We start from the raw sequence: 19,287 nt of genomic DNA, 5'->3' as shown, positions 1-19,287 counted from the left end.
CAGGAAATGAACAGCGCCAGCCTTGCGCGCGATTGCAGACTTCGTGGAGCCAATATGGAGGGCTACGGCTCGCAGGGCATCGCACCATAATGTGCGCTTGGCCCTGCCAGCTTTCCCATGAACTCCACAGCACAGCCAACGGCAACCACCCCCCTCGTGCTCGTCGTCGAAGACGAGCCCGCCATCGCCAGCATCCTGACGGCCTATCTCGAGCGGGACGGGCTGCGTTCGCGCATGGCCTCGGACGGGCAGGAGGCGCTGCAGCTGTTCCGCCAGCTGCGGCCCGACCTGGTGCTGCTGGACATCCACCTGCCCGGCATGGATGGCATCGACGTGCTGCGCGCCATCCGCGATGACAGCCAGACGCCCGTGATCATGGTCACGGCCCTGGCCGATGATGTGGACAAGCTGCTGGCCCTGCGCCTGGGCGCCGACGACTACGTGGTCAAGCCCTTCAATCCGCCCGAGGTCGTGGCCCGCGTGCGCGCCGTGCTGCGCCGCACCCAGGCACGCAAGAACCCGGCGCCCGCGCCCATCCGCGTGGGCCCCATCGAGATCGATACCGAGGCGCACAGCGCCGTGGTCTACGACAACGAGGGCCGCGCCCTGCCGCTGCCCCTGACGCTGACCGAGTTCCGCCTGCTGGCCTGCCTGGCGGCCCAGCCCCGGCGCTGCTTCTCGCGCTCCCACCTGATCGAGCACTGCCTGCCCGAGAGCGATGCGCTGGAGCGCGTCATCGACTCGCACCTGTCCAAGCTGCGCCGCAAGCTGCAGCTGGCCGGCCAGGAAGGCCTGATCGAAACCGTGCGTGGCATCGGCTACCGGCTATGGCCCTGGGACTGAGGCCCAACCGCATCTGGGTGCGCTTCGGCCTGTGGATCACGGCCACCGTGCTCAGCACCATCGCCCTGCTGGCCATCGGCGTGCTGGTGTTCTCCGAGATCCAGTACCGCGACTTCTACAACAGCCTGCCGCCGGCCGTGCAGATCGAGCTGGACGAACTCAACGCCCAGTCGCTGGAGGACAGCCCGCGCGCCATGCAGATCTATGGCCAGTACTGGACGGGCGATCTGCTGTTCGGCGAGAAATGGTCGCTGGTCATCGGCCTGCTGGTGTGCCTGCCCTTCGGACTGGCCGTGGGCTTTTGGGTGTCTCGCCTGGTGACGCGGCCCCTGGCGTCCATGGTCGAGGTGGCCAAGCGCGTGGAGCTGGGCGACTTCAGCGCGCGCGCCCTGCCCGGCAAGGCTCACGGCGAGATGGCCGAGATGGTGGTGGCCTTCAACCGCATGATCGATTCGCTGGAGACGCTGGAGACCGAGCGCCGCGCCACGGCGGCCTCGATCTCGCATGAGCTGCGCACGCCGCTGACGGTGCTGCAGGCGCGACTGCATGCCATCTGCGATGGCGTCATCGCGGCGGACGACACCGAATTGAACACCCTGCTGTCCCAGGTCGAGCACCTGGGCCGGCTGGTGGACGACCTGCACACGCTGTCCATGGCCGATGCAGGCCAGCTCTCGCTGCAAAAGCAGCGCATGGACCTGACCCTGCTGGTGGCCGAGACGCTGGACCAGCTCCACCCCCAGCTGCAGCAGCACGGCATGCAGCTGGACCTGTCCCTGCCCGGCCCCACCGACGAAGGCATGACCGACATCCGCGCCGATGCCGACCGCATGCGCCAGATCCTCTCCAACCTGGTCAGCAACGCCATGCGCCATGCGGCCAGCGGCGCCTGGCTGGGCGTGGCGCTCACGGTGGAGTCCGATATCGAAGGCCGCGCCTGGACCGTGCTGCGCATCAGCGATGCAGGCCCCGGCCTGCCCAGCGAGCTGCGCGCCCATCCCTTCCAGCGCTTTGCCCAGGTGCCCGGCAAGCGCCGCCGCGAGGGTTCTGGCCTGGGCCTGTCCATCGTCAAGGCGCTGACCCTGTCCCAGGGCGGCAGCGTGGAGGCCGACGATTCCGAGCGGGGCGGCGCCCGCTTCACGCTGCGCTTTCCGCGCATCTGAGTCTCGGGCCCCTGGGCCCTGAGGGACTACGCAGCCTGCGCCTTGCGCAGCAGCGCATGAATGGCCCAGCCCAGCGGCTCGCGCAGTTGCTGCGGCGTCTGCTGCGGCCCCAGCGCCAGCAGCGACTGCGAAACCCAGCCATAGGTCATCGTGTGCAGCAGCCGCGCCAGGGGCTGGGCCGGCTCGGGCAGCGGCGGATCGCAGTCCTGCAGCGCCATGGCCCACAGCTGCACATAGGCCTGGTAGTGGCGCCGGAAGGGCTCGGGCGCGGACACCTTACGCTCGAGCATGAACAGCGCAGCCCACATCGGCGCCTCGCGCGCAATGCCGTCCACCAAGGTGTCCAGCAGCCGGTCCACGCGCGTGGCCGGCGCCATGCCGGCGCATCCCTGCAGCGTCTGCAGTCCCTGGGCATGCAGGGCCTGCACCTGCCGGTGGATGCACATGGCCGCCAGCGTGTCCATGTTGCCGAAGTATTCGTAGAAGGTGCCCAGGCCCACGCCGGCCACGGCCGCCACCTCGCGCACCGTGGTGCGCTCGTAGCCCTGCTCGATCACAAGCCGAACAAAGGCGTCCTGCAGCGCCTGCGAGGTGGCCTGCGCGCGCGATTGCAGGGGGCGGCGCCGCACTTTGGGCGGCTGCGGCTGCTGCCTTGAAACCCGAACACCTTTGCTGGGCATTTTTCCTAGACTTTTGCGTTGAGACCCACGATCACGGAGACACGCATGAGCACCGGCCAGACTTTGCAGACAGGGCACACCTGGAACACGCACGACGTCCTGAACCAGGTCGACGAACTCACCGACTTCAACCTGCTGGAGGCCGACCCTGCCCTGGCCGAGGCCCTGCAGCGCAGCGGCGCTGCGCGCCACATCCCTTCGCTGTCGCGCTATGCGCAGCAGCTGGGCGAGCGCGCCACCTGGGAGCTGGCCGAGCAGGCCAACCGCCACACGCCCGAGCTGCACCGCTTCGACGCACGCGGCCGCATCATCGACGCCGTGGAGTTCCACCCGAGCTGGCACACGCTGCTGGGACTATACCGGCAGCAGGGGCTGATCTCCCTGCCCTTCGAGGACAGCAGCGCGGGCCGCTGGAGCGCCTGGGCCGCAGGTTTTTACCTGCACGGCCAGGTCGAACAGGGCACGCTGTGCCCGGCCACCATGACCACGGCCGCCATCCCGCTGCTGCAAAAGGAACCGGCGCTGTGGCAGCAGCTGCAGGGCAAGCTGTTCAGCCACGAATACGATCCGCGTGACCTGCCCGTGGCCGACAAGGCATCGATGTGGCTGGGCATGGGCATGACCGAGAAGCAGGGCGGCTCCGACGTGCGCGCCAACACCACGGTGGCCATGCCGGTGCACGCCGGCGGGCGCGGCGGCGAGTACCTGCTGCGCGGCCACAAGTGGTTCTTCTCGGCCCCCATGTGCGATGCCCACCTGGTGGTGGCGCGCATGGGGGAAGGCGGTGGGCAGGCCTGCTTCTACGTACCGCGCTGGCGCCCCGACGGCACAAAGAATGCGGTGCGCGTGCAGCGCCTGAAGGACAAGGTGGGCAACCGCAGCAACTCCAGCAGCGAAGTGGAGTTCGAGGACGCCTGGGGCATCCTGATGGGCGAGGAAGGCCGGGGCATTCCCACCATCATCGAGATGGCCACCTACACCCGCCTGAACTGCGTGCTGGGCAGCGCCGCCATCCTGCGCTCGGCCACGGTGCAGGCCCTGGCCTATGCGCGCCGGCGCAGCGTCTTCGGCAAGCGGCTGGCCGAGCAGCCGCTGATGCGCACCGTACTGGCCGACCTGGCGCTGGAAAGCGAGGCCGCGCTGCAGATCGCCATGCGCCTGGCCCAGGCCTATGAGCGTGGAGGCGACGAGGGCGATCCACTGGAGCGCGCCTGGAAGCGCATCATGACGCCGGCGGCCAAGTTCTGGGTCTGCAAGCGCGGCGTGGAGCTGACGGGCGAGGCCATGGAGGTGCTGGGCGGCAACGGCTATGTGGACACGGGCGTGATGGCGCGCCTGTTCCGCGAGGCGCCCGTGAACTCGATCTGGGAAGGCTCGGGCAACGTCATGTGCCTGGACGTGCTGCGCGCCATCTCGCGCGAGCCCGACGGCGCGCAGCTGCTGCTGCAGGACCTGATCGACACGGCGGCGGGCGAGCCCGCGCTGCTGCAGCAGGCGCAGTCGCTGGCCCGGCGCCTGTCCGGCCCGCCTGACCAGCTCGAGGCCCAGGCACGCCGCCTGGTGCAGGACCTGGTGCTGCTGGCCCAGGCCTGCCTGCTGCGCCGCCATGCGCCGCCCGCCATGGCCGACGGCTTCATCGCCACGCGCCTGGGCGCGCAGCAGGGCGCCATGGTGGCGGGCGCCTTCGATCCCGCAGGCCTGGACATTGCCGCCATCCTGCAGCGTGCGCTGCCCGCCTGAAGCGGTGGCCGGCGCGCCACACAACAAAGCACAAGGAGACAAGACATGAACCTGCTCGACGCCTTCGACAGCGCCGTGCGCAAGACGCCTGCCAAGGCCTTTCTGCGCGACCGCGGCGCCTCCATCAGCTATGCCGACATGCAGCGGCGCTCGCAGCGCGCTGCCGCCGTCCTCCAGGCCCAGGGCGTGGGCCGGGGCGACACCGTGGCCCTGATGTGCCTGAACACGCCGGGGTTTGTCGAAGCCCTGCTCGGCGCCTGGCGCCTGGGCGCCGCGCTGGTGCCCGTCAACCACAAGCTGCAGGCACCCGAGCTGCAGTACATCCTCGGCCACGCGCAGTGCAAGGCCCTGGTATTTGACGCCGCACTCGCGCCCGTGGTCGCCGCTGCGCCACACCCCTGCGCCCGACTTGTGACCGAGGCGCAAGAGGCCGTCCCGGGTGTCCAGGACTGGGACACGCTGGTGGCGGCCGCCAGGCCCCTGGAAGGCGCGGGGCCCGCCGATGGCGACATCGCCCAGGTGCTCTACACCTCCGGCACCACGGGCCGGCCCAAGGGCTGCCTGCTGAGCCACCGCGCCGTCACGCTGGCGGCGATCACGGCCGCGCTGGGCCTGTCCATCACGCGCGAGGAACGCACGCTGATGGCCATGCCCATCTGGCATTCCTCGCCGCTCAACAACTGGTTTGGCGGCACGCTGTACATGGGCGGCACCGTGGTGCTGCTGCGCGAGTACCACCCGCAGCATTTCCTGCAGGCCGTGCAGGACGAGGGCGTGACGCTGTACTTCGGCGCCCCCGTCTCCTACTTCGCGCCGCTGCAGATGCTGCCCGACTTTGCCCGCTACGACCTGAGCAGCGTGCGAGCCTGGGTCTACGGCGGCGGCCCCATAGGCGCCGACATGGCGCGCAAGCTGGCCACGGCCTACCGCAGCGACCGCTTCTACCAGGTCTACGGCATGACCGAGACCGGCCCCACGGGCACCACGCTCTACCCCGAGGAGCAGGTGGAGCGGGCAGGCTCCATCGGCCGCGTGGCCCTGCCCGGCGTGGACATGCGCGTGGTGCGCGACGACGGCGAGGATGCCGGCCCGGGCGATACCGGCGAGATCTGGCTGCGCACCGGCAGCGTGATGGACGGCTACCTGCACGACGCCCAGGCCACGGCCGCCGCCTTCGCGCCCGGCGGCTGGTACCGCACGGGCGATCTTGCGCGCCTGGACGACGCGGGCTATCTCTTCATCGTGGACCGGACCAAGGACATGGTCATCACGGGTGGCGAGAACGTTTATTCCAAGGAGGTGGAGGATGCGATCTCGGCCCATCCCCAGGTCGCCGACGTCGCCGTCGTGGGCCGGCCCCACCCCGAATGGGGCGAGACCGTCATCGCCCATGTGGTGCTGCGCGGCGAGACCGCGCCCGATACCGAGGCGCTGCAGCAATTCCTGGCCGACAGGCTGGCACGCTACAAGATCCCGCGTGAATTCGTCTTTGCGGCCAGCCTGCCGCGCACGCCCACAGGCAAGCTGCAGAAGTTTCTGCTGCGTCAGGAGCGCAGCGCCCCCTGAGGCGCCGGCCCCCTGCGTGGCCTGCTTCGCGACCTGCTTCGCGGCCTACTTCGCGGCCTTGAAATCCGACTCGCTCATGCCGCGCCGCCAATAGGCCACGACCAGCTGCTCGTGCTTTTCCAGCCCGCGCTCCTCGCGCGCCCACTGGCGCACGGCCTGGGCGGTATCGAACTCGCCAGCGGCCCAGACGAAGCGGCTGGCGGGATGACCGGCCAACGCATCCGGCCAGCGCACGGCGCGCAGCGCGTCGATCAGCAGCGTGGTGGTGCCGGCCTCGGCAGCGCCGCGGTGCAGCCAGTGCCATTGCAGGCCTGCGGGCGCCTGCACGGGCTGCTCGTCCTGCGGGCTCTGGACTTCGGCGAAGACATGGCCGCGCGTGTGCGCGGGCAGGGCGGCCGCAATGCGCAGCATGGCCGGCAGGCCGGTGTCGTCGCCGGCCAGCAGCATCCAGTCGGCCGGGGTGGCCGTGCGCCCGCCGGGGCCGGTCATGCCGATGCGCTGGCCCGGCTGGGCGCGCGCGGCCCAGGCCGACCCGGGGCCGGCGTCCTCGTGCAGCACGAAGTCCACGTCGATCCATCCGTTGGCGCCGCCCGCCTCGCTGTCCACGCCATCCACACCCATCGCACGCATGGTGTACGTGCGCATGTCCAGGCGCATGTCACCCTCGGGCAGGCGCAGCAGGCCGCTGGCCGACAGCGTGGGCCATTCGGGCTCGGTCACGCCGGGCTGGGGGAACAGCAGCTTGACGTGGATGTGGGTGTCCTGCGCATAGCGCGCCATGTCGTCGCAGGCAAAGCGCACGCGGCGCATGTGCGGCGTGAGATCGCGCACGGCCAGCACCCGCAGCTCGCGGAAGGCCGGCGGGCGCTGCAGCGCGGCGCCGTCACCCTCCCAGGCCAGGGAGCCGTCGGCGGCGCCCGTGGCCTCCAGCAGCAGGTGGGCCAGCATGAGCTTCATGTCCTGCAGCAGTTCCACGCCGGGCGCGGCCACCTCGGCATGCACCTGCCGGCCCTCCAGCCACAGCTGGCCCCGGCCGCCTTCGTAGTCGGCCACCCAGCGCGAGCCTTCGCGGCGCACGGTGATGTCGTGCTCCTGCATGTGCCCGACGATGGCGGCAATGGCTTCGTCGGGCCTGTCCATGTGCACCGAGGTGCGCGCCTGCAGCTGTGTCATTCGCGTATGTCCTTTCTTTTGCCAGATTGCAGCACCGCCTGGCGCAAGCAGGCTTTGCGGCAGGCCTGCCGATGTTTGCGCCACGCGCCAAAGACGCCCGCCGGGCGTCAGACCCGGGCACGCACCAGCTTGGGAGAGATGCCGAAGCGGCGCTTGAAGGCCGTGGAAAAGTTGGCCGCGCTGGAATAGCCGGCCCCATGTGCGACCTCGGCCACGCTGCAGCCCGTCTGCTCCAGCGCGGCCCAGGCGCGCGCCAGCCGCTGCTCGCGCCGGTACTCGTCGATGCTGGAGCCATAGGCCAGGCGGAACTGGCGCTGCAGCGCACTGGCGCTCAGGCCCACTTCGCGTGCGATCTCGGCCAGCGTGCGGCAGCCGTCGCCGCCGCTGTCCAGCAGGGCCTTGAGGCGCGCCATGCGCCGGTGCTCGCGTACGCCCAGCACGCCCGGCACGGTCTGCGCCGGATCGGGCTCGGGCGCCTCGAGGGACTGCACGGCCTCGTGCACCAGCTCCAGCGTGCGGCTGGCCAGCAGCAAGGGCGCCGAGCCCTCGCGTGCCAGCTGGATGATCTGCTCGGCCACCGCCACGGCGCGCGGCGAGGGCTGCCAGGGCCGTATGGCCAGCAATTGCTGCTCCATCCAGTGCTGCAGCAGCGGCGGCGGCGCCATGGGCAGGGTCTGTGCGGCAAACCACTGCGGCTGCACGGTGATGCTGAGCTTGCGCTCGAACTTTCCGCGCCGCCACTGCCGCATGAACATGTCGCCGGGCCGCGTGTGGATGACGGCCCCGCAGGCCTGCACATGGGCACCGGCGGCGCTGGCGGGCGCCACCTGCAGCTGCAGGCCCTGGTTGCCGAAGGCCACGTCCACGCACCCCTCCAGCAGCACGACCATGTGCAGGCCCGGCACGGCCGGCGAACGCGTGCTCATGGTGCGCAGGTCGCGGGCTTCCACGCCATGCAGCCACAGGCCGGGCTGGACCTGCCAGGCCTGCAGGTGCCCGGCCAGCAGCGCATCCTGTGCCGTGACCTCGGCATCGAGGATGCGGTAGTCGGGCCCGCTGAAATCACAGGCACGCAGCGTGCCCCGCCCCAGCCAGCGCGGAGGGCGTGCAGGTGTTTGGACAGAGGAGAAAGCCATGGCCAGCCGGAGCGGTGCGCGCCCCACAGACAAGAATGATTCTTATTTTATGAAAGCCCCCTGCACCACGCTGGCTGCGGGGAATCCATTGCATGGCCTGGCGCGCGCAGGCCCGCGTGTGCGCCACAATGCGCCATGCTCAGCCTCCAAGACATCCAGAACGCCGCCGGCCGCCTGCGCGGCGCCGTGCTCGAAACGCCCTGCGTGGAATCGCGCACGCTGTCCCAGATCACGGGCGCGCAGGTGTATCTCAAGTTCGAGAACCTGCAGTTCACGGCCTCGTTCAAGGAACGCGGCGCCCTCAACAAGCTGGCCCAGCTCTCGCCCGAGGAGCGCGCACGCGGCGTGGTCGCCATGAGCGCCGGCAACCATGCCCAGGGCGTGGCCTACCACGCGCAGCGCCTGGGGGTGCGTGCCGTCATCGTCATGCCGCGCTTCACGCCGGGGGTGAAGGTGGAGCGCACGCGCGGCTTCGGCGCCGAGGTCGTGCTGCACGGCGACTCCCTGGCCGAGGCGCGCCAGCACGCCTACGCGCTGGCCGAGCAACAGGGCCTGTGCTTTGTCCATCCCTATGACGACGAGCAGATCGCGGCGGGCCAGGGCACCCTGGCGCTGGAAATGCTGGCCGAACAGCCGGATTTGGACCTGCTGGTCGTGGCCATTGGCGGCGGCGGCCTGATCGCGGGCGTGGCCACGGCGGCCAAGGGGCTGAACCCGGACATCGAAATCATCGGCGTGCAGACCCAGCGCTTTCCGTCCATGTTCAATGCCGTGCGCCAGGCCGAGCTGCCGATGGGCACCTCGACCATCGCCGAAGGCATTGCCGTCACCCAGCCCGGCGCGATCACGCAGGAAGTCGTGGCACGCCTGGTGGACGACATGCTGCTGGTCGATGAGGGCGATATCGAGCAGGCCGTGCTCATGCTGCTGGAGATCGAGAAGACCCTGGTCGAGGGCGCGGGCGCCGCAGGCCTGGCCGCGCTGCTGCGCCATCCGCAGCGCTTTGCGGGCAAGAAGGTGGGAATGATCCTGTCGGGCGGCAATATCGATCCGCTGCTGCTGGCGGCCATCATCGGGCGCGGAATGGTGCGCTCCGGGCGGCTGGCACGCATCAAGGTCAGCGCGCGCGACGTGCCCGGCGTGCTGGCGCGCATCACGGCCACAGTGGCTGCAGCGGGCGCCAATATCGAGGAAGTCCACCACCAGCGCGCCTTCACCATGCTGGCCGCGCAGAGCGTGGAAATCGAGCTGGTGCTGCAGACGCGCAACAAGGCCCATATCGACGAGGTCATAGCCGCCCTTCAGGCCGAAGGCATGCAGGTCAATGCCGTCTAGCAGGCCCGGTGTCATGGCTTTCCCCGAAGGCGCCAGGGGACAGGCCTGCCTAGAATCAGGCATCCCCATTGGCAAGCCAGGAGCTTTTGCATGACGCACGATCCCGCAGCGCACCACGGCGAGCAGCCGGCCCCCGAAGACGCCACCGAGGCCGTCGTCCCCTACATGCCTGTCATCCTGCCCCTGGCAGGCGCCGTGCTGATGTTTCTGCTGGCCTTCATTGCCGTCAACATGGCCTGATTCCGGCCCTCCTGCCCCTGCACCAGGCCCCGCTTTGCGGGGCTTTTTGCTTGCCTTTTCAACAGGCAATTTCATCGTTCATATTGCATACTTCAATGCATAGAATGCATAGTTTTTGCCATTCGTTTGCTGACAAATTCGTGACCGCTCCCTAGAATCGAATCCCCAGCCGGTGCGCCGCCAGCTTCCGCCAGCGCCGCTTCGCCGCCCAGAGAAGAGCTTCCTTCGCGCGCCGACTGAACGAGAGCCCGTTTCTCAAAGTTGGCGCGGTGCAGCAGGCGCGTCCCCTTTGAAAAACTGGTTTTTTCAATTGAAGGAAGCTCCGCGATGAACGCACCCGTCATGCAAGGCCTGAACATCCAGGCCCCCGCCTATGTCAAGAACAGCCGCCTGATCGCCTGGGTGGCCGAGATGGCCGCACTGTGCAAGCCCGCCAAAATCCATTGGTGCGATGGCTCGCAGGAGGAATACGAGCAGCTGTGCCAGCAGCTCGTCGATGCCGGCACCTTCAAGAAGCTCGATCCCGTCAAGCGCCCCGGCAGCTACCTGGCCTGGTCCGATCCGTCCGATGTGGCGCGCGTCGAGGACCGCACCTACATCTGCTCGGCCAACAAGGAAGACGCAGGCCCGACCAACAACTGGATGGCCCCGAACGAGATGCGCGCCACGCTGCAGCCGCTGTTCGACGGCTGCATGGCCGGCCGCACCATGTATGTGGTGCCTTTCTCCATGGGCCCGCTGGGCTCGCCCATCGCCCACGTGGGCGTGGAGCTGTCCGACAGCGCCTATGTGGCCGTCAACATGAAGATCATGACCCGCATGGGCCGTGCCGTGTATGACGTGATCGGCGTGGAAGGCGAGTTCGTGCCCTGCGTGCACACCGTGGGCGCGCCCCTGGCCGAAGGCGAGAAGGACCAGACCAGCTGGCCCTGCAACAAGACCAAGTACATCGTCCACTACCCCGAGACGCGCGAAATCTGGAGCTATGGCTCGGGCTACGGCGGCAACGCCCTGCTGGGCAAGAAGTGCTTTGCGCTGCGCATCGCCTCCACCATGGGCCGCGACCAGGGCTGGCTGGCCGAGCACATGCTCATCCTGGGCGTGACCAACCCCGAAGGCAAGAAGTACCACGTGGCTGCGGCCTTCCCCAGCGCCTGCGGCAAGACCAACTTCTCCATGCTGGTGCCGCCCAAGGTCTTCGAAGGCTGGAAGGTCACCACCATCGGCGACGACATCGCCTGGATCAAGCCCCAGGCCGACGGCTCGCTGCGCGCGATCAACCCCGAAGCCGGCTATTTCGGCGTGGCCCCGGGCACGAACTATCACACCAATCCCAACTGCATGGCCAGCCTCGACAAGAACGTGATCTTCACGAACGTCGCGCTGACCGACGACAACGACGTGTGGTGGGAAGGCATGGACAAGGACACCGGCAAGCTGCCCGATCACCTGATCGACTGGCAAGGCAAGGACTGGACGCCCCAGATCGCCCGCGAGACCGGCGCCAAGGCCGCCCACCCCAACGCCCGCTTCACCGTGGCCGCGACCAACAACCCCGCGCTGGACGAAGCCTGGGACGATCCCAAGGGCGTGAAGATCGACGCCATCATCTTCGGCGGCCGCCGCTCCACCACCGTGCCGCTGGTGACCGAGGCCCGCAACTGGACCGAAGGCGTCTACATGGCCGCCACCATGGGCTCGGAAACCACGGCCGCCGCCTTCGGCGCCCAGGGCGTGGTGCGCCGCGACCCCTTCGCCATGCTGCCGTTTGCCGGCTACAACATGAGCGACTACTTCCAGCACTGGCTCACGCTGGGCGCCAAGATCCAGGCCCAGGGCGCGGCCCTGCCCAAGATCTTCACCACCAACTGGTTCCGCAAGAATGCCGACGGCAAGTTCGTCTGGCCCGGCTACGGCGAGAACATGCGCGTGCTCAAGTGGATGATCGACCGCCTCGAAGGCCAGGCACAGGGCGAGCAGACCGCCTTCGGCATTGCGCCCCAGTACGCCGAGATCAACTGGACCGGCCTGGACTTCTCCGCCGACCAGTTCGCCAGCGTGACCAGCATCGACAAGGCCGCCTGGGCCGAGGAAATGCAGCTGCACACCGAGCACTTCGACAAGCTGGCCCACAAGCTGCCCCAGGAGCTGCTGGTGACCAAGGCCGAACTGGAAAAGCGCCTGGGGACATAAAGCTCCCCCTGAGCGGCTACGCCGCTTCCCCCTCTCGCTTCGCGGGGGGGGGGGGACGGCACCCTCGGTGCGGGGCGGCCCTTCCTCGGTGCCCCTTGCTTGGGGCAGCGCCCGTTTCATGGACTGTGGAAGATGCACAGAACAATGAATCCCTGAGTAGCTCTCGACCCATGGAAAAAGCCTCGCACTGCGAGGCCTTTTTTGTGGCGTTTCAACGACGCCCCCAGACAACAAAAAAGCCGCGCCTTGTGGGCAGCGGCTTTTTTTGGAGGAGCGCCGCAAGGCGCCCCAGGCAGAGATCAGCTACCTTGCCTATCCATGGCGCGGGCCAGATCGGCCATCAGGCGGGCGTCCTGCAGGGCGGCGTTCCAGATGCGCTCGTCAGCGGCGGCCTGCTGGCGGCTCTCGGTCCAGGCGCGGTAGCCGGCACGGGCCATCATGGCGGCGCGGCGGGCGGGGGCGGAGAACAGGGCCAGGCCCATGAAGGCGGCAACCCACAGCACGACCCAGGCGCCCAGCATGTGGCCGTCGGTCCAGTTGTGGGCCACCTCGTTGACCACCACCATCAGCGCGGCCACCAGGGCAGCGAGCAGCAGGGCGCTGGCGCCGCGCTTGCCGGAGAAACGCTTGACGGCGCTCTTGCGGTCGTCGGCGGCTTGATAGACATGCACCACACCAGGGTGCTCGACACAGTAGGAGTTGTAAATGAAGTTGCTCATGGCAGATAAACCCAGTTAAATGGCCGCTTTTGACGGCGTGGCGGGCGACTAGGTGTAACTATAGGGTTTACCCTAGAGTTCTTCAAATTTATATCTTGAATCTGTAGCATTCACACCAGTGATGACTCAGCGCTCGCTGCCACGGCCATGTCCGCCCTGAACTTCCGCACACTGGATCTGAACCTGCTGCGCGTCTTCGACGAGGTGATGGCGGAGCGCAGCCTCACGCGGGCGGCCCACAAGCTGGCCATCACCCAGCCGGCCGTGAGCAATGCGCTGCGCCGCCTGCGCGAGGCGCTGGGCGACGAGCTCCTGGTGCGCCAGGGCCAGGGCGTGGAGCCCACGCCGCGCGCGCTGGCGCTGTGGCCCGTGATCCGCGAGGCGCTGCAGCAGCTGCAGGACACGCTGACGCCAGGCGAATTCCACCCCTCCACCGCCACCGCCACCTTTGTGCTGGCCATGGCCGACGCCACGGCCGCCACGCTGATTCCTCCCATGTTCAGCCTGCTGGAGCGCGAGGCGCCCGGCATCGGCATCCGCGTGCTGCCGCTGACCACGCGCGACCCGCGCAGCCTGCTGGAGGCCGGCGAGGCCGACATGGCCGTGGGCTACTTCCCCGCCGCGCTGGCCGACCTGACGGCGCGCGCGCAGTCGGGCGCCCTGGTGGCCTTCGACAGCCGGCGCCTGTATGAAGGCGAGTACCTGTGCGTGATGCGCCAGGGCCATCCGCTGGCCGATGTGCCGCTGACGCTGGACAACTACTGCGCGGCGCGCCACATGCTGGTGAGCTTCTCGGGCCGCTCCTTCGGCTTCATCGACGAGGCCCTGGCCTCGCTGGGCCGCACGCGCCAGGTGGTGCTTACCGTCAACCAGTTCTTCACGGCCGGGCGCGTGGTCATGACCTCCAACCTGCTGACCATATTGCCGCGCCACTTCGTGCCCGTGACCGGCATGGCCGACAAGCTGGTGCTGCGCGAGCTGCCCTTCGACGTGCAGCCCGTGCACGTGGACGCGCTGTGGCGCCGGCGCGGCCAGCATCCTCAGGCCTACGACTGGCTGCTGCGCACGCTCACGCGCTCTGCAGAGGCGACCTTCCCGCACACCTGAGCGCCGTTTGCGGGGCGCCCGCGCCAGCGCAGGTTCTACACTTGGCCGCATGAAGATCCAGCTGCTGTCCGACCTGCACCTCGAGGCCCATCCGCATTTCATCGCCGAGCCCGCACCCGATGCCGACGTGCTGGTGCTGGCCGGCGACATAGGCTCCTACCAGAGCGGCAGCCTGCTGCCGGGCCAGGATTTCGGGCTGGAGCGCTTCTCTCCCCTGCCCCAGTACGCGGGCTGGCCCTGCCCCGTGATCTTCGTGCCGGGCAACCATGAGTACGACATGCAGGACTTCGACGCCGCCCACGCCCGCCTGCGTGCCACCTGCGAGCGCATGGGCATGGTCTGGCTGGAGCGCGAGACGGCCGTGCTGGACGGCGTGCGCTTCGTGGGCACCACGCTGTGGAGCGACTACGACGCCATGTCCATGCATGAAGGCGTGACCGATCTGGCCCGGCTGCTCAAACTGCGCGAGAAGGCCTTTCGCGCCGCCAATTTCTACCTGCAAAAGACCGGCGGCACGCGCGACGGCGAGCCCTTCCTGGCCGAGCCCATGCGCGAGCAGTCGCTGGTCTGCCAGCAATGGCTGCGCCAGGCGCTGGCCAGGCCCTTCGATGGCCCCACGGTGGCCGTCACGCATTTCGCGCCCAGCCTGCGCAGCGCCGACCCGCGCTACGGCCTGGTGCCGGGCACGGCCGGCTTTTGCAACGTGCTGGATGAACTGCTGCCCTTTGCCGGTCTGTGGCTGCACGGCCACCTGCATTCGCCCAGCGACTATGTGGCCGAGGGCCTGCGCGGCGATGGCAGCGCCTGGCGCTGCCGCGTGGTGGCCAACCCGCTGGGCTACGCGCGCAAGGGCGAGCAGGAGGGGTTTTCGCCGCGCTCTACCATCGAGTTGCCGGTGCATGCGACCGCAGGGGCGGCAGAGGCACCGGCCCGTGCTTGACCTGGATCAAGCACTCCACCCCGGCTTGGGCTTAGTCTCGGGCCATATCCAAGGAGGACCTTCATGAACATCCTGCTCGCTGTCGATGGCAGCCCCTACACCCAGAAGATGCTGGCCTACCTGACCTCGCACCCGGAGATCCTGGGTTCGGCCCACAGCTACAGCGCCATCACCGTCCAGCCCCAGCTGCCGGCCCGCGCGCGCGCCGCCCTGGGCAAGGACGTGGTGGACGAGTACTACGCCGAGGAGTCGACCAAGGTGCTGGACCCCGTGTGCAGCTACCTGGCCGAGCACGGCGTGCAGGCAGCCCGCCTGAGCAAGGTCGGCCCGATTGCCGACTCCATCATCAAGGCGGCCGAAGAAGGCAAGTTCGACCTGCTGGTCATGGGCACGCATGGCCACGGCACGCTGGGCCGCCTGGTCATGGGCTCGGTCAGCACCCAGGTGCTGGCCGGCAGCCAGGTGCCTGTGCTGCTGATCCGCTGATCGACCGCTCGATACGCTGCCCCGTGCACACGCAGCGCCCATAACCAGAAAAAGCAAAGCGCGGGCATCACGGCGCAATGAGGCAAGGACGGCTCCCCTGAGGGAGCCGTCTTTTTTTTGCATGGTGCCTTCCCACCATCCTGCGGGCCTGCCGTCACCGGGCTGTCACAGCCGCCTCTTACAGTCGCGCGATTTGTCACACAGGGGGATGGTGAGCATGCGCGCGAGTACTTTGGATTGGCGGCACAAGGCGATTGCAACGGCCTGCCTGGCCCTGTGTGGCGCTGCATGGTCCGCGCCCTTCACCCCGGGCAACCTGGTGGCCTACCGCGTGGGCACGGGCACAGGCGCGCTGCCCGTGTTCCTGGATGAGTACCGCGTGGACGGCACGCTGGTGCAATCGCTGCCGCTGTCAGGCGGAGCGACGCCGCTGACGGCCAGCAGCAAGGGCTCGGAAGGCCTGCTCAACCGCTCGGACAATGGCCTGTGCCTGGTGGTTCCCGGCTATGCCGTGGCCACCGGCGGCACCGAGCCCAACGGCGTCACTGCAGCGGCGGCCCCGCGCGCCGTGGCCGTGGTGGGGTTCGACTCCGACGTGAAAAGCCTGCGCCCGCTCGGCACCACGGCCTTCAGCAAGGACACCATCCGCGCAGCAGCCAGCAGCGACTGCGGCGCCGTCTGGGCCAGCGGCAAGGGTACGGCCACGGCCAACAATGGCATCTGGCATGTGGCTGCCGACGGCACGGGCATCTCCCAACTGAACAGCAGCAATGTCCAGGGCCTGGCGGTCGCCGGCGGCCAGTTGATCGCCGCCATCAACGGAGGCTCGCTCAACCAGATCGGCACGAATTTGCCGACCACGGGCATCCAGACGGCCCTGCCCCTGGCGGGCCTGACGCCCTCCACCTACCGCGGCATCGCCTTCCTGCAACTCGATGGCGGCCCCGCCCTGGCGAACACCGTCTACGTGGCGGACAACGATACCGGCGCCATCCGGAAATTCCGCCTCTCGATGGACGGCACCAGCTGGCAGCCCGCAGGCTCCATTGCCGGCCTGTCCAAGGTCCACGGCCTGGCCGCCTTCGATACCGGCGGCGGCAATGTGATGCTGATGGCCACCGACACCACGGGCCGCCTGTACCGCGCCTTCGATCACGGCGGCTACGCCGGCACGCTGTCGGGCACGGCCGAGTCCATCGCCGCGCCGCAGGACGGCGTGTTCTATGGCGTGGCCTGGGCTCCGCTGGAGACCGTGCCGGCGACCGTGCCCGCCGCCCCCTCCAACCTGGCGGCCACCCCGGCCGGCAACCGCGTGACGGCCGCCTGGGACGCCGTGCCGGGCGCCGCCTACTACGTGGTGGAGCTGTCGCAGGACAGCTTTGCATCGGTAGCCTCCACGGCCGTGGCCCTGGGCAACAGCCAGGCGCTGGAAGGCCTGCAGCCCGGCAGCTATACGCTGCGCGTGCGCGCCGTCAACGGCCTCGGCGGGAGCACGGCTGCAGTGAGCGTGCCTTTCATGGCCTCGGCCCCGCCGACGGCCTCGCTGCCCGAACTGACCGCGTTTTCCGGCGTGGTCGGCGACGCCAACGACCCGCTGGCCTCGGCAGGCATCGGCTTCACGGTGCAGGATGCGGGGGGCGCTGGCGGCGTACAGGTCACTGCGCGTTCGAGCAACCAGGCCGTGGTGGCCGACGCCGGCCTGGCCGCGTCCAACCAGGCCGGCAGCGCCGTGCTCAGGATCACGCCCACGGGCGTGGGCTATGCCGACATCACCGTCACGCTGATCAACGCGGGCGGCGCCTCCGTCAGCCGCACCATCAAGTACGCGGCCTCGGCCAACACCGCAGCCAACACCAGCCCGCGCTGGCTGGCCGGGCGCTCGGACGCATCGACGGCCATCGTCATCGATGCCGCCACCATGCTGGTGGGCGACGACGAGGCGCCTGCCCAGGATGCCTCGGGCAATGCGCTGCCGGCCGGCAACTCCTTCTCGGCCTATGGCCCGGCCGGCGGGCTGCCCGTCAAGCCGCTGATGCTGGACAGGACCGCCCTGGGCCTGGCCGATGCCGCCGCCTGCACCGCCCCCGGCCTCACGGGCCTGGACAGCTGCAAGAGCGACGAGGAAATGGACATCGAGGCCAGCTTTGCCCTGGGCAGCCGCGTGTACGTGGCGGGCTCGCACTCCAACAACAAGAGCGGCAAGTCGCGCACCGACCGCTGGCGCCTGGCGGCGATGGATGTGACCGGCTCCGGCGCCTCCACGGCGCTGACCGCCAGTGGCTACTACCGCTGGCTGCGCGAGGACCTGCGCAGCTGGGACGCGGCCGCGCATGACGGCCTTGCCGCCAACTATCTGGGCCTGGTGGCCAGCTCGGACGGCGGCGCCACCAAGGCGCCCGAGGCCGAGACGATGAGCGGTTTTTCCATCGAAGGCATGTCCACCAGCCCCGACGACGGCGCCGCATGGCTGGGCTTTCGCGCGCCGCTGGTGCCGGCGCCGGGCGCGCCCGCCGTCACGGCCGACGACGCCACGGGCCGCACGCATGCGCTGATCGTGCCCGTGACCAACTTCGCGGCCCTGCCTGCGGCCGATGGCGGCAGCAAGGGCAGCGCGACCATGGGCCAGCCGATTCGCCTGGACCTGGGCGGCCGCGGCATCCGCGAAATCCGCAAGAACGCGGCGGGCGAGTACCTGATCATTGCCGGCCCCTCGGCCAGCGCCACGGGCACCGCGCCGCGCAACTTCCAGCTCTATTCCTGGGACGGCCGCGTGAACAGCGCAGGCCTGGCCCTGAACCTGCGCCCGCGCGCTGCCGACCTGGCCGCCATCACCGCGCCCCACACCGCCTGCTCGGCCGAAGGCATAGGCGCCATGCCCGCCAGCCTGGACGCGGGCGGCAGCGTGGACATCCTCAGCGACTGCGGCGATGCCGATTTCTACGGCGATGGCACCGTGGCCAAGGACCTGCCCTATGCCGCCTGGAAAAAGGCGCGCCTGGACAGCCTGGCGGTACCCGCCCTGTCCACCGTGGCCCTGTCCGCCCAGGCCGTGGACCAGACATCGGCCGTGGTCCAGGCCACGCCCAGCGTGGGCGGCAGCCTGCGCGCCGTGGCCCTGCCCGCCAACGCCCCCGTCCCCAGCTGGGAACAGGTCATGGCCGGCCTGGATGCCGCCGGCCTGCCGGCCCCTGCCAGCAACACGGTCAGCACCGCGGCCGGCACGGCCGCCACGCTGTCCTTCACCGGCCTGGACCCCGCCGTGAGCTACCGCGTGCATGCGGTCAACCTGCCGGCCTCGGGCACGGCCAGCGCGCCGGCTGTACTGGCCCTTAGCAAGCCCGTGCCCATCGGCACGCAGATCGGCACGGGCAGCAACACGGCAGGTGTCAGCAACGGCACGGGCAACGTGGGTGCAGACCAGTGGCAGTTCGCCTCGAACTCGGCAGGCTTTCAGCCTGCGCCCTCGCAAAGCCCGCTGCCGGGCGGCCTGCGCATGCCCTACGGCAGCCTGAGCTTCGTGCTCATGGGCGGCACGCCGGGCTCCATGGCCACCATCCGCATGGACCTGCCTGAAGCCGCACCCGCCCAGGCCACGCTCTGGAAGTACGGCCCCACGGCCGCCACGCCCACGGCGCACTGGTATGAGCTGGCCGCGTCGGCCTACCGCTTCGCACCCGACCGCCGCTCGGTGAGCTTCGACATCACCGACGGGCAGACGGGCGACAGCGACCTGATCGTCAACGGCGTCATCGTGGACCCCGTGGCGGTGGCCGCGCCTGCGGCCCTGCCGCCCGGCGCCACGGCCACCCCCGTGCCCGGCCTGTCCACGCTGGCCCAGGCGCTGCTGGCGCTGGCCCTGGGCGGCATGGCCGCACTGCGCCGCCGACGCGGCTGACGCCCGCGCGCCTTCTGTACCGGCCGCACCCGGTACCCCCTTCAAGCCCCTGCACGGTTCGCCGTGCAGGG

Annotated in this window: 16 protein-coding genes; 11 read left to right on the top strand and 5 right to left on the bottom strand. The window is 69.4% G+C overall.

Annotated features, from left to right (window positions below):
• Window positions 1-117: 117 nt before the first annotated feature.
• Window positions 118-843, top strand: a complete 726-nt coding sequence (locus GRX31_RS00920; RefSeq protein WP_016447358.1) for a response regulator — start codon at window positions 118-120, stop codon at window positions 841-843.
• Window positions 828-2,006 carry a sensor histidine kinase gene (locus GRX31_RS00915; protein ID WP_016452240.1) on the top strand — a complete coding sequence of 393 codons (1,179 nt, stop codon included), beginning with the start codon at window positions 828-830 and terminating at the stop codon, window positions 2,004-2,006. Before GRX31_RS00920 ends, GRX31_RS00915 begins: the two co-directional genes overlap by 16 nt.
• Before the next feature lie 26 nt (window positions 2,007-2,032).
• Here GRX31_RS00915 and GRX31_RS00910 read toward each other — a convergent pair whose 3' ends face one another.
• A complete protein-coding gene (locus GRX31_RS00910; RefSeq protein ID WP_016452241.1) occupies window positions 2,033-2,686 on the bottom strand; it encodes a TetR/AcrR family transcriptional regulator in 654 nt (217 codons plus the stop codon).
• A 45-nt stretch (window positions 2,687-2,731) separates the two neighbouring features.
• Here GRX31_RS00910 and GRX31_RS00905 point away from each other — a divergent pair, with 45 nt between their 5' ends.
• Together GRX31_RS00905 and GRX31_RS00900 are read left to right on the top strand one after the other, a co-directional pair.
• Window positions 2,732-4,426, top strand: a complete 1,695-nt coding sequence (locus GRX31_RS00905) for an acyl-CoA dehydrogenase family protein (protein WP_160851074.1) — start codon at window positions 2,732-2,734, stop codon at window positions 4,424-4,426.
• A 45-nt stretch (window positions 4,427-4,471) separates the two neighbouring features.
• The gene (locus GRX31_RS00900; RefSeq protein ID WP_160851072.1) at window positions 4,472-5,992 is read left to right on the top strand and encodes a class I adenylate-forming enzyme family protein; all 1,521 of its coding nucleotides are present in this window, start codon (window positions 4,472-4,474) and stop codon (window positions 5,990-5,992) included.
• Between the two features lie 45 nt (window positions 5,993-6,037).
• Here the strand turns inward: GRX31_RS00900 and GRX31_RS00895 are convergent, their stop codons facing one another.
• Together GRX31_RS00895 and GRX31_RS00890 are read right to left on the bottom strand one after the other, a co-directional pair.
• Complete coding sequence (locus tag GRX31_RS00895) at window positions 6,038-7,165, bottom strand: siderophore-interacting protein (protein WP_160851070.1); 1,128 nt, start codon at window positions 7,163-7,165, stop codon at window positions 6,038-6,040.
• Window positions 7,166-7,272: 107 nt separating this feature from the next.
• Window positions 7,273-8,301 carry a helix-turn-helix transcriptional regulator gene (locus tag GRX31_RS00890; protein WP_160851068.1) on the bottom strand — a complete coding sequence of 343 codons (1,029 nt, stop codon included), beginning with the start codon at window positions 8,299-8,301 and terminating at the stop codon, window positions 7,273-7,275.
• A 135-nt stretch (window positions 8,302-8,436) separates the two neighbouring features.
• Between GRX31_RS00890 and GRX31_RS00885 the strand changes: the two genes are divergently transcribed.
• Entirely contained in the window at window positions 8,437-9,636 is a 1,200-nt protein-coding gene (locus GRX31_RS00885) for a threonine ammonia-lyase (RefSeq protein WP_016447351.1), read from the top strand.
• A gap of 90 nt (window positions 9,637-9,726) precedes the next feature.
• Entirely contained in the window at window positions 9,727-9,876 is a 150-nt protein-coding gene (locus GRX31_RS30490) for a hypothetical protein (RefSeq protein WP_016447350.1), read from the top strand.
• Between the two features lie 92 nt (window positions 9,877-9,968).
• Here the strand turns inward: GRX31_RS30490 and GRX31_RS00880 are convergent, their stop codons facing one another.
• On the bottom strand, window positions 9,969-10,220 hold the full coding sequence (locus GRX31_RS00880; RefSeq protein ID WP_126311565.1) for a hypothetical protein: 252 nt from the start codon (window positions 10,218-10,220) through the stop codon (window positions 9,969-9,971).
• Between GRX31_RS00880 and GRX31_RS00875 the strand changes: the two genes are divergently transcribed.
• Window positions 10,204-12,069: a phosphoenolpyruvate carboxykinase (GTP) gene (locus GRX31_RS00875; RefSeq protein ID WP_016447349.1), complete on the top strand. Its 1,866-nt coding sequence runs from the start codon at window positions 10,204-10,206 to the stop codon at window positions 12,067-12,069. The two genes, GRX31_RS00880 and GRX31_RS00875, sit on opposite strands and share 17 nt — an antisense overlap.
• Before the next feature lie 299 nt (window positions 12,070-12,368).
• Here GRX31_RS00875 and GRX31_RS00870 read toward each other — a convergent pair whose 3' ends face one another.
• Entirely contained in the window at window positions 12,369-12,788 is a 420-nt protein-coding gene (locus GRX31_RS00870; protein WP_016447348.1) for a hypothetical protein, read from the bottom strand.
• A 147-nt stretch (window positions 12,789-12,935) separates the two neighbouring features.
• Between GRX31_RS00870 and GRX31_RS00865 the strand changes: the two genes are divergently transcribed.
• The 4 genes from GRX31_RS00865 (at window position 12,936) to GRX31_RS00850 (ending at window position 19,216) form a co-directional block, all read left to right on the top strand.
• On the top strand, window positions 12,936-13,895 hold the full coding sequence (locus GRX31_RS00865) for a LysR family transcriptional regulator (protein WP_016452246.1): 960 nt from the start codon (window positions 12,936-12,938) through the stop codon (window positions 13,893-13,895).
• 49 nt (window positions 13,896-13,944) lie between these two features.
• The gene (locus tag GRX31_RS00860) at window positions 13,945-14,835 is read left to right on the top strand and encodes a metallophosphoesterase (RefSeq protein WP_160851065.1); all 891 of its coding nucleotides are present in this window, start codon (window positions 13,945-13,947) and stop codon (window positions 14,833-14,835) included.
• A 63-nt stretch (window positions 14,836-14,898) separates the two neighbouring features.
• Complete coding sequence (locus GRX31_RS00855) at window positions 14,899-15,321, top strand: universal stress protein (RefSeq protein ID WP_016447345.1); 423 nt, start codon at window positions 14,899-14,901, stop codon at window positions 15,319-15,321.
• Window positions 15,322-15,538: 217 nt separating this feature from the next.
• Complete coding sequence (locus GRX31_RS00850; protein WP_160851063.1) at window positions 15,539-19,216, top strand: IPTL-CTERM sorting domain-containing protein; 3,678 nt, start codon at window positions 15,539-15,541, stop codon at window positions 19,214-19,216.
• Window positions 19,217-19,287 lie beyond the last annotated feature (71 nt).

It is taken from the genome of Delftia sp. CH05 (assembly GCF_009827015.1).
Lineage (GTDB): Bacteria > Pseudomonadota > Gammaproteobacteria > Burkholderiales > Burkholderiaceae_C > Comamonas > Comamonas tsuruhatensis.
Note: the sequence above shows the minus strand (reverse complement) of the source record. Positions and strands in the feature narration are given on the sequence as shown.